This window comes from Pseudomonas sp. A25(2017), from assembly GCF_002001065.1.
GTDB lineage: Bacteria > Pseudomonadota > Gammaproteobacteria > Pseudomonadales > Pseudomonadaceae > Aquipseudomonas > Aquipseudomonas kilonensis.
Map to the genome: position 1 here is coordinate 1 of NZ_MUOA01000040.1, position 13286 is coordinate 13286.

At 64.8% G+C, this 13286-nt stretch carries 13 protein-coding genes; all 13 read right to left on the bottom strand.

Going from position 1 to position 13286, the window contains the following annotated elements; all coding sequences use genetic code 11:
• Positions 1–209: 209 nt before the first annotated feature.
• The 13 genes from B0E42_RS03435 to B0E42_RS03495 all read right to left on the bottom strand — a co-directional run bounded on the left by B0E42_RS03435 (position 210) and on the right by B0E42_RS03495 (position 13213).
• Positions 210–1238, bottom strand: a complete 1029-nt coding sequence (locus B0E42_RS03435; RefSeq protein ID WP_077505671.1) for a proline racemase family protein — start codon at positions 1236–1238, stop codon at positions 210–212.
• A 138-nt stretch (positions 1239–1376) separates the two neighbouring features.
• Positions 1377–2099: an amino acid ABC transporter ATP-binding protein gene (locus B0E42_RS03440; protein ID WP_077505673.1), complete on the bottom strand. Its 723-nt coding sequence runs from the start codon at positions 2097–2099 to the stop codon at positions 1377–1379.
• Positions 2092–2742, bottom strand: coding sequence for an amino acid ABC transporter permease (locus B0E42_RS03445; protein WP_003202560.1), 651 nt, complete (start codon positions 2740–2742; stop codon positions 2092–2094). The genes B0E42_RS03440 and B0E42_RS03445 overlap by 8 nt, the downstream gene beginning before the upstream one ends.
• A gap of 12 nt (positions 2743–2754) precedes the next feature.
• Positions 2755–3420: an amino acid ABC transporter permease gene (locus B0E42_RS03450; protein WP_053179440.1), complete on the bottom strand. Its 666-nt coding sequence runs from the start codon at positions 3418–3420 to the stop codon at positions 2755–2757.
• Positions 3413–5191 (bottom strand): aconitase X, encoded by a 1779-nt coding sequence (locus B0E42_RS03455; RefSeq protein WP_077505675.1) that lies wholly within the window; start codon positions 5189–5191, stop codon positions 3413–3415. Before B0E42_RS03455 ends, B0E42_RS03450 begins: the two co-directional genes overlap by 8 nt.
• Before the next feature lie 10 nt (positions 5192–5201).
• Positions 5202–6020 (bottom strand): transporter substrate-binding domain-containing protein, encoded by an 819-nt coding sequence (locus tag B0E42_RS03460; protein ID WP_057452165.1) that lies wholly within the window; start codon positions 6018–6020, stop codon positions 5202–5204.
• A 234-nt stretch (positions 6021–6254) separates the two neighbouring features.
• Positions 6255–7004 carry an AraC family transcriptional regulator gene (locus B0E42_RS03465; RefSeq protein ID WP_024616201.1) on the bottom strand — a complete coding sequence of 250 codons (750 nt, stop codon included), beginning with the start codon at positions 7002–7004 and terminating at the stop codon, positions 6255–6257.
• A 292-nt stretch (positions 7005–7296) separates the two neighbouring features.
• Complete coding sequence (locus tag B0E42_RS03470) at positions 7297–8553, bottom strand: FAD/NAD(P)-binding oxidoreductase (protein WP_077505677.1); 1257 nt, start codon at positions 8551–8553, stop codon at positions 7297–7299.
• On the bottom strand, positions 8550–8786 hold the full coding sequence (locus B0E42_RS03475) for a 2Fe-2S iron-sulfur cluster-binding protein (RefSeq protein ID WP_014339133.1): 237 nt from the start codon (positions 8784–8786) through the stop codon (positions 8550–8552). The genes B0E42_RS03470 and B0E42_RS03475 overlap by 4 nt, the downstream gene beginning before the upstream one ends.
• 191 nt (positions 8787–8977) lie before the next feature.
• The gene (locus B0E42_RS03480) at positions 8978–10093 is read right to left on the bottom strand and encodes an FAD-binding oxidoreductase (protein ID WP_077505679.1); all 1116 of its coding nucleotides are present in this window, start codon (positions 10091–10093) and stop codon (positions 8978–8980) included.
• Positions 10090–11022: a 4-hydroxyproline epimerase gene (locus B0E42_RS03485; protein ID WP_077505681.1), complete on the bottom strand. Its 933-nt coding sequence runs from the start codon at positions 11020–11022 to the stop codon at positions 10090–10092. Before B0E42_RS03485 ends, B0E42_RS03480 begins: the two co-directional genes overlap by 4 nt.
• Positions 11023–11134: 112 nt before the next feature.
• Positions 11135–11806, bottom strand: a complete 672-nt coding sequence (locus tag B0E42_RS03490) for a GntR family transcriptional regulator (protein ID WP_077505683.1) — start codon at positions 11804–11806, stop codon at positions 11135–11137.
• Positions 11807–12046: 240 nt separating this feature from the next.
• Positions 12047–13213: an MFS transporter gene (locus tag B0E42_RS03495; RefSeq protein ID WP_077505685.1), complete on the bottom strand. Its 1167-nt coding sequence runs from the start codon at positions 13211–13213 to the stop codon at positions 12047–12049.
• Positions 13214–13286: the final 73 nt, after the last annotated feature.

Below are 13286 nucleotides of genomic sequence, written 5' to 3' on the forward strand. Positions count from 1 at the left end.
TTTTGATAGTGCTTTTGTGGCGAGGGAGCTTGCTCCCGCTGGGCCTGTAGGAGCTGTGTAGGAGCTGTCGAGTGCAACGAGGCTGCGATCTTTCCCCAGACACTTGAATCTCAAGCGAAAGATCAAAAGATCGCAGCCTGCGGCAGCTCCTACACAAGTCCAGCGGGAGCAAGCTCCCTCGCCACAAGGGTTTTGGGTGAATCTGAAAGTCATGCGCCCGGCCAGGTATCCGAAAGCCGGTAGCCCTCGGGCCACGGATCGGCCGGGTCGAGCAACAGCTGATGCGTCCCGGTGATCCACGCCCGTCCGGCGATGCATGGATAAATCGCCGGGCGTCCGGCCACGTCGGTCAGTGAGTCGATGCGGCAGTGGAATTCGGAGCCGATGATCGAGCGACCGATAAAACCCTCGCCGACCTGCATTAGGCCCTTGGCGTGCAGCACCGCCATGCGTGCCGAGCAACCGGTGCCGGTGGGCGAGCGGTCGATCTTGCCGGGCTGGATCACCACGGCATTGGCGCCGGTGGCGATGCCGTTTTCCTGGACGATGGGCGCGGCGACCTGGCAGAACGAGATGTGCGACCAGTCGGGGTTCAGCGGGTGGACGAAGCCCAGTTGTTCGTTGGCAGCGCGGGTGATCTTCAAGCCCGCGGCCACCAGTTCGGCGGCTTCGTCAGGGCGGATGGCAAAGCCCAGGCGCTGGGCGTCGACGATGACAAAGCTGTCGCCGCCATACGCCGTGTCCACCTGCAACGAGCCCAGGCCCTCGACTTCGATCCAGGCATCGAGGCGGTCGGCGAAGGAGGGCACGTTCTTGATCTCGACCCGTTGCACCTTGCCGTCGCGGCAGTCGGCCACGGCTTCGATCAGGCCGCCCGGCGCTTCGAGCACCAGTCGGGTCTGGGGCTCGGTTATCGGCAGGATGCCGCTGTCCAGCAGCACGGTGGCGACGCACAACGAGTTGGAGCCGGACATCGGCGGCGTGTCGGCCGGCTCCATGATGATCCAGGCCATTTGCGCCCGCGGGTCCTTGGCTGGCACCAGCAGGTTGACGTGGCGGAACACACCGCCGCGGGGCTCGTTGAGGACAAAGTTGCGCAGGGTCTGGTCCTGGGCGATCCAGCGTGACTGTTCCCACACCGTGGCGCCGGGTGGAGGGGCGACGCCGCCGACGATCACATCGCCGACTTCGCCTTCGGCGTGGCAGCTGACTACATGGATGATTTTGGATGAGCGCATGGATCAAATCCTTGTGTTGTCTGGTCGGGCCTCATCGCGAGCAAGCTCGCTCCCACAGGGTTTTGTGGTGGACACATGGATTGGGCTGTGTACACAAAACCCCTGTGGGAGCGAGCTTGCTCGCGATGAGGCCATCGGCTATTTCACCGACCTGAGAAAAGCCGCCGTCTCCGGCTGCACCGGATTGCCAATCACCTGGTCCGGCGGCCCGATTTCATGGACCCGGCCATTGCAAAAGAACGCCACGCGGTCGGACACGTCCCGGGCGAAGCGGATCTCGTGGGTCACCAGCACCATGGTCATGCCGTCTTCGGCGAGCATGCGCATGGTGTCCAGCACTTCGCCCACCAGTTGCGGGTCCAGGGCCGAGGTGGCTTCGTCGAAGAGCATGTAGTCCGGCGACATCGCCAGCGCCCGGGCGATGGCCATGCGCTGCTGTTGGCCGCCGGAAAGCTTGCCGGGGAAGGCCTTGAGCTTGTCCCCCAGGCCCACATGTTCAAGCTGTTGCACCGCCAGTGCTTCGGCATCCTGCTTGCTTTTGCCCAGCACCTTGCGCGGCGCCAGCATCACGTTTTCCAGCACGGTCAGGTGGGGGAAGGCGTTCCATTGCTGGAACACGATGCCAATCTTCTGCCGCAGGCGATTGAGATCAGTGGCGCGGTCATGGACCTCGATGCCGTCCACCCGGATGCTGCCTTTCTGGATCGGCTCCAGGCCGTTGATGCACATCAGCAGGGTCGACTTGCCGGAGCCGGAACCGCCGATGATCGACACCACTTCGCCCTTGTCCACGGTCAGGCTCACACCCTTGACCACTTCCAGGTCACCGAAGGATTTGTGCACGTTTTCGATCTCAATCATTTTCCTGCCACCTTCTTTCCAGGCGTGCGCCGAGGCGGGCGACCACCAGGCTCATGACGTAGTAAATGAGGCCCGCGATGCACAGCACCAGCAGGGGTTCCTGAATGCGCGTGACGATGGTTTGCGATGCCCGCAGCAATTCGACGATGCCGATCCACATCACCAGGGCGGTGTCTTTCATCACGCCCAGTACCAGGTTCAGCCAGCCGGGAAAGGCCACCCGCGTGGCAATCGGCAGGACGATGAACCGCAGGTCCTGCACATAGCTCAGGCCCAGTGACCGACTGGCCCGGCGGGTGCTCAACGGCACCGCCAGCACGCCACCGCGGACGATCTCGGTGAAGTAAGCGGCGGCATAGACGCCGAGGACGATGCAGCCGACGGCGAAGGCGCTGAGGTTCAGGCCGGCGATGCTCTTGAGTGAGTTGAACAGCACGAACTGGATCAGCAGCGGCACGCTGCGGAACACGTCCAGCAACCAGGCCAACGGCAGGCTGGCCCGCGGCAACAACGCCCGCAACAGACCGAACAGCAACCCGGCGAGGGTGCCCAAAAGGATCGACCAGACGGTCAGTTGCAGCGTGACCCAGGCCCCCTCGAGCAAATACAGCAGGTCGTTGACGCTGAGGCTTGTAGAAAACATGACCCACCCTCCTCAATAACGAAACAACCGCCAGGACAACAGCCGGGCCAGCCCGACGATCAGCTTGGCGATCAGGTAATACAGCACCGCCGCGAGGGCGAAGTATTCGAAGGTGCGGAAGGTCTTGACGTTGTATTCCTGGGTGACGCCGGTGAGGTCGTTGTTCAAGCCGACGACCACGCCCAGGGACGTCATCAGCACCGCCCAGACCATCTGGTTGGTCAACGGGTAGAACACGATGCGCAACAGTTGCGGGACGATGATCATCCGGTACGCCTGGAAGGCGCTCATCCCCAAGGAGCGGGCGGCGCGCATTTGCGTACTGGGCACGGCCTTGAGGCCGCCGCGAAAGTTTTCCGCCAGGTAGCCGGCGTTGTTGAAGGTGATCCCGGCCAGCAAGGCCAGCCAGGAACTGACGTGCAGGCCGAGGGAGCCGAGGCCGAAGTAGAGGATGTAGATCTGGAACAGCGAGGGCGTGTTGCGGGCGATGGACACCCAGCCATTGCCCACGCCCCGCAACACGCGATTCGGGGCCTGGCGCATCACCGTCAGCACCAGGGCGATCAGCACGCCGAAAATCATTGACAGCGCGGCCGTCTCGAAGGTCACCCAGGCCCCGGCGAGCATGTCGGGCAGGGCGCGCAAGGCCGGGCGCCATTGGAAGCTGTAGTCAAACATGAGTCGGGCTCCCCGTGCGGGCGGTGGGTTGCAGCCATGCCGGCGGCTGGCCGCGGGTCGAGGCGGTGCAGGCGGCTTCGACGCATTCGGCGAGGGCGGCAAAGTGCACCCCACGCCCGACCAGGCCCGGTGCGTAGTGGGCGTATTTACCGGAGTTGGTCATCAGCGTGGTGGCGTGGGGCGGGATCACCGGTTCGCCCAACATGCACCAGCAGGTGTCGGTCACCAGCACCGCGCCGAAGGTCTCGATGGCGGCCAGATACCCGGCTTTGCGGGCCTGCTCCAGCACTGTCCGGCCGCAGGTGATCGCCAGCACCACGTAGGGATGCTTGACCCGGCCCGCGCACAAGGTCGCCAGGGCGGCGAATTCGCTGAGGGAGAAATGCGGGTTACCCAGGGACACCACGTCCACCCAGTTGTCCCGGGCGCTGTTGAGCTCACGCCAACTGGCAAGCAGGCCGGCGGCATCGACGCTTTCCTGGGGCAAGGTGACGTCGCTCTCCAGGACATCGGCCGGGTCGAGGGCTTCCGGCGTTACCCCGGCGATGTGGAACAACGGCGCGGCGCTGGTGGTGGCGAACGCGGCGCCGAAAGCCTTGAGGTCGTCCAGGGTGGGCGCGGCGTGTTCCAGCCCGCGTATCAGCGGGATGCGCCGGCCCGCCAGGCTGCCGATGTGATAGCCCAGCAGCGGATAGAAACTGTCATCCACGGGACCCAGCGCCGGCACGTCGACGATCAGCCGGGCCTTGCGTGGGCCGTCGAGATGGCAGCCGGTCAACGGTGCCCGCCCGCACAGGGCGATGCAGATGTCGAGGAAGTCCGGGTACTTCTGCGTGCGCGCGCCCAGCACGCTGTTGGCGTAGACCACCGCGTTGGATTCGGCCCAGACGATTTGTTCGCCGGCCTTGGGCGCGGTGTCCAGCAGGTAAGGGGCACAGGTGAAACTCAGTTGCGCGCCCATCGCCATGTAGGCATCGCCCAGGGCACTGGCTGGCTCGCCCAGGGCCGGATCGACGCCCAGTTCCCGCCAGCGCCGCTGGTCCACGGAAATGGAATTGAGGGTGGTGGGCACGCGAACCTTTGCCCCCCACTGCACCAGTTGTTCGGCAAAGCGCAGGCTGGCCGGGCCGGTGTAGATACAGCCGTCGATGTGGGCCTGGGTCACGTCCAGCAGTTGCGTGGCGCCCTGGATCTCGGCCATGCGCAGCACGATTTGCATCGCCACTTGGGCGGCCTTGCCGTAGGTGCCGTCGAGCAACGCCCGGTCCTGTTCGCTCAGCGCCAGGGTTGAGGATGTGGGCGACAGCGGCGCTGGGTCAGAACCTTGCCAACCGTCATTTGGGGGCCGGCCAGACAGTGTCAGGACGTCGCCTTCCAGACGCACGAAACCCTGGCCGCGCAGCCCATTGAAGGCCTCGTGCCCCACGCACACCACTGGCAGCGAGCGTTGGAAAATCACCTGCGCCACCAGTACGCCCAGGGTCAGGATTTCATCGGTTTCGGCGAGCACCAGGGCGGCGGGCGCGTGGCCGTTGCTGATCAGCTCCATCAAGACGCTGCTGCCGGTGCAGGAACCGCGTCCGCTGGGGATCGCCAGCACGCGCCCGGCCAGGCGCTGGCCACTCAAGGGATGGTGGCGGTCGATGACTTCGCCGCTGGCTGGATCGACCCCGCCCCAGAAACTCAGCCCCACCTCGGCGAACAGCAGGGCGCCCTGGGCGGCACCCTCCACCAGGCTGCGGCCTTTCACACGGACAGGCGTGCTTGGCATGCGCCGATCCTCAGTAATAGACCTGGGGAACGGTCAGGTTGGCCGGCGGGATGTCGGTGCCCACCCATTTGACGAACAGTTCCTTGTAGCGACCCGTGCGCACCTGCTGGTTGACGAACAGGTTGAGGTAGTTGAGCAGGCCGTATTCGCTGCGCTTGGCGCCCAGGGATACGTAGTCGATGACGTAGGGCGCGTCACCGGCGATCTTCAGGCCCTTGTACTTGCCCGACTTGATGGTCGCGGCGGCCACGGTGTTGGTCACCACGGTGGCATCGATGTGCCCCTGGGCGACGGCCAGCAGGGTGTCGTTCTGCGACTGGTAGGCGCGGAAGCTGCCACTGCCCCAGCTCTTCTGGTCCTTCTCCAGGGCGATGGCTTCGTAGGTGCTGCTGGTGTTGCCCAGGGCCTTGCCCTTGAGGTCGGCGTAGCTGTTGATGCCGGTGTTGTCGCGGGTCAGCACGACCATCTGGAAGGCGAAGTAAGGCACGGTCAGGCCCACGGTCTTGGCCCGCTCCAAGGTGTCGGAGGTGGAGGCGACGATGACATCGGCACGGCCGGACAGCAGCGCGGGGATTCGGTCGGAGAACGGGGTTTCCACCACTTCGGCATCGACACCGAGGACCTTCGCCAGGTCGTGGCAATAGTCCACGTCGAAGCCCGCCGGTTTGTTGCTTTCATCGCGAAAGCCCATCGGGGGGAAGTCCAGGGTCACGGCGCAACGCAGCTTGCCGGAGCCGATGATGTCATCGAGCTTGTCGGCGTGGGCGGGGGCGATGAAAAGCGGGGTGAGGACAACGCTGAGGGCTACGGCCAATGCAGGGTTTTTCATAAATGCCTCGCTGTCGAATAAATGCGGTGAGATATCGTATTGAGGATTTCGTATACGATATTAGATAAGCAATCGGCGTGCCTGTTTCTGCTTGGGGCGCAGTAATCGTGCTGGAGGGCTGACCTAGAGGCGTTCCTGACGGGCGGTACACATAAGCGCGGGGTGCTACGTTGGATTCGGGGTGTTACAGATGGGAGCAGCCACAGGATCCGATGCCCCATCAGGGAACAAGGATCAGCGCTGATTCTCGCGATATTGGCTGGGCGACAGGCTGGTCAGGGCCCGGAACTGGCGGCTGAAGGCGCTGTGGTCGGTGTAACCGCAGCGCAGGGCGATCTCGGTGATCGGCAGGTCTTTGTCGAGCAGCAGCCGCGAGGCCTCTTCCAGTCGTGCCTTGTGAATCATCTGCCGCGGCGTGAGTTGGAAGATGCGTTTGCAGTGCCGCTCCAGTTGCGCCACCGACAATTCGGCAATGGCGGTCAGCTCGGCAAGGCTGATGGGGCGGGCGAAGTGCTGCTTGATATGGGCGTCCACCGCCGCCAGTTTGTGGAACGCCGGATGGCTCGATTGCGGCAGTTGCAGGTCGCGGGAGATACCGGCCAGGCCGACGATCTGGCCGTCTGGATCGTGCAGGGCGAGCTTGTGGGTCAGGCACCAGACGGGCTGGTTGCCGTAATACAAATGCAGTTCGAGCTGGTCGGCCAACTCCCGCCCGCTGGCCAGCACCCGGCGGTCCTGTTCGGTGTACAGCGGGCCGAAGCGCTCGGGGAACACCTGGTCGGCGGTGAGGCCGAGCAGGTCACCGCTGTGTTTGAAACCGCAGCGCCGGGCCAGGGTCTGGTTGACGAAGGCGTAGCGGGCTTGCTTGTCCTTGATGAAAAACACCACGTCCGCGAGGGTGTCCAGTAGCGGGGCGATGGGCTGCAGGCTGCGCAGCAGGGTGTCGAGGTCGCAGGGGGCTAGGGAAGTGAGGGAGGGGTACATGGCCGGCGGCGTCTTTTTTTGTGGGAGCGATGGCGCAGTGTCAGTCGAAAATGTGCTGGCTGTCACGCCGCTATCGCGAGCAAGCTCGCTCCCACAGGGTTCCGGTGTGTTCACAGATCTGGGGGTTATGGCAATCCCCTGTGGGAGCCGAGCTTGCTCGCGATGACGGCGGCACAGGCAGCATCTCTACCAACTGACCCACCGCTATCGCGAGCAAGCTCAGCTCCCACAGGGTATTGCGGTGAGTGCAGGTTGTATGACTATGCAGGTCAGAGTGGGATGTGTGTTGGGTTCAGGTGGGTGGGGTTTCTTCCAGGTTCAGCAAGGTTTCGATCCGCGCCGGGCTGAAAGGTGGGCGGGGTGTGGGCGGTGTCCAGCCGAACAGGTGTTCCAGGGCGGCGCCGCACACTCGGCCCTGGCAGGCGCCCATGCCGCAGCGGCTTGCCAGTTTTGCTTCGCGCCAGTTTTCGTGGCCGACCAGTTCGCCGTACGGTACGTCTTCGCAGCGGCAGACCAGGGTGTCATTGCGGACCAAGGTCTTGAGCCGTGGATCGAGGGCGAAGGCCTTGTTCAATGCCCCGGCGAAACCCTGCCAACGTGCGCGGCGCGACCACAGCTGCTGGGCAGCTGCGCTATTGCCGACGGCGGCATGGCCGGCGATGGCGCCTTCCACCAGCGCCAGTTCGCTGCCGCCAAAACCGGTGCATTCGCCTGCCGCGTAATGTTCATGGCGAGTGGTCGCTTGCCAGGCGTCAACCGCAAGCGCCTGGTCTTCAACCGCGCAACCCAGGGCCTGGCCTAATTGGGTATTGGGAATGAGCCCGAAACCACAGGCGAGCCGGTCGCAGGCCAATTCAATCGTCTTGCCTTGCTGATGCAGGCGCACGCCCTCCAGCCGTTCCCGACCGAGCGCTTCCACCACGTGGGTGTCGGTGCGGTAGTGCCGGTCGAACAGGCTGAACGATTGGAAAAACTTCCCCGGCCAGCGCGGCAGTTGTGCGGCGAAACCGGCGACGGCGCCGCGCCGGGCCTGCTCGGCGATGCGCAGCACTTGTGCACCTTGATGCTTTGCCGTGGCGGCGCTGGCCAGCAGCAAGGGGCCGCTGCCGGCGATGACCAGCCGTTCGCCGCGCACCGGCAAGCCCCCTTTGATCAGCGCCTGCAACCCGCCGGCACCGGTCACGCCGGGAAGTGTCCAGCCGGGAAACGGCAGCAGCAGCTCACGGGCACCGGTGCAGAGGATCAAGCGTTCGTAGCTGATCTGCCAGCCGCGTTCGGCATCTTCCACCAGCAAGGTTTTATCCGCCGCGCAGGCGATCACGCGAGTACCGGCATGGCAGCGTACGTTGGCGCAGGTGTGCAGTTGATCACGCAGGCGTCGGGCGGCGCTGGGCAGGTTGGCCTGGGGGCCGTCGCGCCAGATCTGCCCACCGGGCAGCGGGTTGTCGTCCAGCAGCACGATGTGCGCGCCGCTGCTGGCGGCGGCGAGGGCGGCGGCCATGCCAGCGGGGCCGGCACCGATGATCAGCAGGTCGGTGGTTTCGTTCATGGTCGGGTCTGCACCTGCATGCCGTCGTGGCACAGGGTCTGGCAGGCCAGGCGGCGACGGCCGTCGATCAGCACCCGGCACTCCTGGCAGATACCCATGCCGCACAACGGCGCTCGGCGCTGGCCGCTGACCGAGGTGCGACTGCAACCATCCGCGCCCAACGCCAATGCCGCCGCGACGCTGGTGCCGTTGGCGACTGACAGTGGGCGGCCGTCCAGGAATAATTCAGGCATGGGTCCGATACTCCTTGGCTAAGTGGATGTCAGGAGCACACCCAGAACCTGTGGCGAGGGAGCTTGCTCCCGCTCGATTGCGCAGCAATCGCAAAAATGTCGGGTCTGCTGCGCAGCCCAGCGGGAGCAAGCTCCCTCGCCACAGGGGGGCAACCCTATCCTCGAAGCAAACAAGGGAAGTGTGTCGGGCTTCAGGCATGGACCGGTTCTCCCAGGAAACGCTGCGGCAGGTAAGGCTGCGCGGCCAGTGGTGGGTTTTCGTCGAACAACTGCGCGACGAGCAGGTCGGCCGTTGCCGGCGCCGTTGTGACGCCCAGGCCTTCGTGACCCACCGCCAGCCACAGTCCCTGGCGCTGTGGATGTTGGCCCACCAGGGGTAAGCCGTCGGGGCTCGCTGCGCGAAAACCGGTCCAGGCCCTGATGCCGTTCAGATGCGCCAATCCTGGCAGGTATTCGACGGCGCGCTTGAGCATCTTCGCCAGCATCCAGCCTTCCACCTGCGGGTCGACGGTGTCGAACTGCCGCGAGGCGCCGATGAACAATTGCCCGGTCGGGCGCGGCTGTATATTGCACGCCACCGACGGTCCGCTGGCGTTATGGGCGCTGGTGACGTAGCCCAGTTCCACCAGGGTGTGGGTGACGGTAGCGGGGTAGCGGTCGGTGATCAGCAGGTGGCCCTTCTTCGGCACGATCGGCAGTTCCGGGCACAATTCAGTGGCCTGGATGCCATTGGCGAGGACCACCGCTTCGGCGCTCAACCAGCGACCGTCGTCGAGGCGCACGCGATGACCGTCGATTTCGCTGACCTGCGCCCGTTGCTGGCGAATGTTGCGCGCGTCCAGCATCCAGCGCGCGGCCGCCGGGGCGTAGAGGATGCCGTCGCCCTTGATCAGCAGCCCACCTTCCAGGCCTGGGCGCAACTCGGGTTCACGCTGATGCAGCGCGGCGTGGCCGATCAGTTCGCAGGCTTCGCCATGGTCCAGCAGGTTCAGGTATTTGCTATGGGCCACCGCCATTTCTTCGGCATTGGCCGCCAGCCACAAGGTGCCGTTGTTGCGCCAGGCGCAGCCGTCGGGCAGGGCGGGGGCCAGCTCGCGCCAGCGTTGCAGGGAATATTGACTCAGGGCCAGTTCCGCCGGGTTGTCATCGAGCACCAGCAGGTGCCCCATGCCGGCCGCCGTCGCGCCGTGCCAACCGGCGTCCAGCACCAACACGTTGACGTTGCGTCGGGCCAGCGCCTGGGCACAGGCCGCACCGATGATGCCCGCGCCGATGATGATCACGTCGGCGACATGGCCCTCGCTCACGGACGAATGCCCCAGGCAAACGGGTCATCCGCTTCGATGATCAGTGTGGTTTCGGCGCTGATGTAGGCGCGACCGCGAATGGTCGGCACGATACGCTCGCCCGAACGTTCGTAGGAACCTTCGAATTCGCTGCCAATGACACTGGCCTGGCGCCAGATCTGCCCCGGTTGCAGTTTTCCATCGGCCGCCAGGCACGCCAGTTTGGCGCTGGTGCCGGTGCCGCAAGGGGAGCGGTCATAGGCCTTGCCCGGGCAGAGCACGAAGTTGCGGCTGTCGGCTTGCGGGTCGTCGGCAAACAGTTCGATGTGGTCGATCAGGCCGCCGTCCTCGCCGCGAAAACCCTGCTGCTCCAAGGCTTGCTGTACGGCGTAGGTGTAGGCGGTCAACGCGTCGAGGTTATCGCCGGCCACGCGTTGGCCATGTTCGGTGATCAGGAAAAACCAGTTGCCGCCCCAGGCCACGTCGCCCACCACCGGGCCGATGCCCTGCACCTCCAGGGCCAGTGCCTTGCGGTAACGGTAGGCCGGCACGTTGCGCACGCTCACCGAGCGGTCCTCGTGCAAGGTTGCCTGTACCGTGCCTACCGGGGTTTCGATGCTGTGCACGCCGGGGCCGATCCTGCCCAAGTGAGCCAGTGACGCCACCAGGCCGATGGTGCCGTGGCCGCACATGCCCAGGTAGCCGCTGTTATTGAAAAAGATCACGCCGGCACAGGCGCTGGGGTCCACCGGCTCACAAAGCAGCGCCCCCACCAGCACATCGCTGCCCCGGGGTTCGAGCACGCAGGCGCTGCGCCAGGCGTCGTGTTCCGTGGCCAGCCGTTGCTTGCGCTCGGCCATGTTGCCCTGGCCCAGGTCAGGAAAACCGTCGGTGACCAGTCGGGTCGGTTCGCCGCCGGTATGGGAGTCGATCACGGTGATGCGTTTCATGGGAGGGCCACGTCCGTTCAGATGAGTGACGGCAAGCGTGGCCCGCGCCAGGGGGCGACGGCTTGATGGTTTTACCTGTCGCCGATGACGAAATCGGCACAGTGCAGGCCCATCAATGGCTGGAAGGCAGGAACTTGAACAAGGTCTCGCAGACCCCGGCGATGTGTTCGTCCAGCAGCTTCACCGCGTGCTCGACATCGCCGGCGCGGCAGGCCTTGATGATTTCCCGGTGCTCGTGATCGGCGCGTTCCTTGCCCGCCGAAAGGCTCATCTGCATGCGCAAGTAGCGCTCCAGCTTGTCGTGGACCGAGCGGATCAAACCCACCATGAAGGGCCGTTGCGCCGGTTCGTAGAGGCAGGCATGCAGTTGCCAGTTCAGTTCCGCCCAGCGCCCGACGTCGTCTTCACCGATGAACTCCCGGCAGATGCTTTCGGCGCGGGTGAAGGTGGCTTCGGTCATGTTGGGAATCGCCAGGCGCAGCACTTTGTCTTCCAGCAGCATCCGCACCTCGAACATCTGCGCCAGCTCCGCCTCGGAAATGCGCGTGACCATCGCCCCGCGATTGCGCTGGAACATCACCAGGCCCTCGGCCTCCAGACGCTTGAGGGCTTCGCGCACGGGGATCTTGCTGACGTTGAACTGCCGGGCGATATCATCCTGGCGAATCGGCTCGTCCTCGGCAAAATGCCCGGCCACGATGGCATCGCGCAGGTGGCGGGTGATGATTTCCGAGGTGGAAGGGGTGTTGCCCAGGTCAGGCAGGTTGAACTTGGATAAAGTCACGGCGGCGGGTCGTTCGGCTTAGGTGGGGATATGGTATACGACTTTGCCGGGCGCGGTCCTTGAAGCAGGCGATGAAGCCGTCAAGGATACGAAAACTGTGGCGAGGGGATTTATCCCCGCTGGGCTGCGCAGCAGCCCCCAAGATGAGCAGATCCTATCTGCCTGACACACCGCAATGTCAGGTTTAGGGCTGCTGCGCAGCCCAGCGGGGATAAATCCCCTCGCCACAAGGTTTTGTGTTCAGCCGTGGGACAGATGGGCCACATACGCCTGCGTCCGGACTATGCGCCATCCCGTGACAACCGCCCCCGCCAACAACGCCAGGCCAAACACGATCAACGCCACATCAGCGCCAAAAGCGTCAGCCAACAACCCGGTCACCACCACCGGAATGCTGAACCCGACATAGGCGAACAGGAAGAACCCGGCGCTGACCCGGGCCTTTTCCGTGCCGGCCATGGCCGTGACGGCTGACAACCCTCCCAGGTAAAGGAAGCCGTAGCAAGCGCTGCTGGCGCCCAATGCCCCCAGCAGCACGGCGAGCAGGGAGCCGGCGCTCGCGCCCCAGGCCAGCAACGCGTAGCTCGCGGGCAGGATCAACAGGCCCAGGCCCGTGGCCCTGGCCGGTTGCATGCGCCGAACCCAGGGCTGGAAGAGCAAGCCGCAACTGATGACCGTGAAGGTCGACAGGCCAGACCAACGCTGCAAGTCGTGGGTCGCCAGCACTGACGGCAATATGGCGATGACCAGGCCCGAGGTCGCCCAGGCCAGCAGCATGGAAAAACTGTAGGGCAGGCTGCCGGCGGGAAACAAAGGCAGGCGCAGCAGCGGTGCATCTTTGATTTTCAGCGCCGGGTCCGGTAATCGCCAGACCACGACGATCGCCATGGCAGCCAACATCAGCTGCAACCAGAAGCTGCCGGGTGTGGCGCTGTGATGGACGAACAGGAACAGACTGGTCAACGCCGCGCCCAGGCCAAAGCCCAGGGAGGTGCTGGCGGTGACCCGGTTGGCCGGCGAGCGGGGATCGCGGGTTGCCATGAGCTCGGCCATATAGGCGGTTGATGTGGCCGAGGCCAGCCCTGTGCCGATCCCCATCATCAGGCGCGCCACGCCCAGCGCCTCCAGGCTCGGCCAGAGCAGTGTCACCAGCGTCGCCAGCATCGACAGCCCGAGCGCGACGAGGATCAACGGCTTGCGTCCCACCCGGTCGGCCAGCCCACCGAATGCCAGCAGGACCGGCAGCACGCCCAGCACATAACCGGAAAACGCCACCGCCGTGGCACCGGCCCCGTAGCCGGACAACTGCGCGTAGGTGGTGTACAGCGGCGCCTGCAGGTTGACCGCAAGGGTGATCAGGCAAAGGCCGAAAGCCAGCCCCCAGGAATGTTGATGCGATGGGTTCAAGGGTGTTCCTTAAAGGGTGTGCATGAAGTCCCGGGGACTATCACTGCCGGGCACAGCGCAAACAAGGAACAGA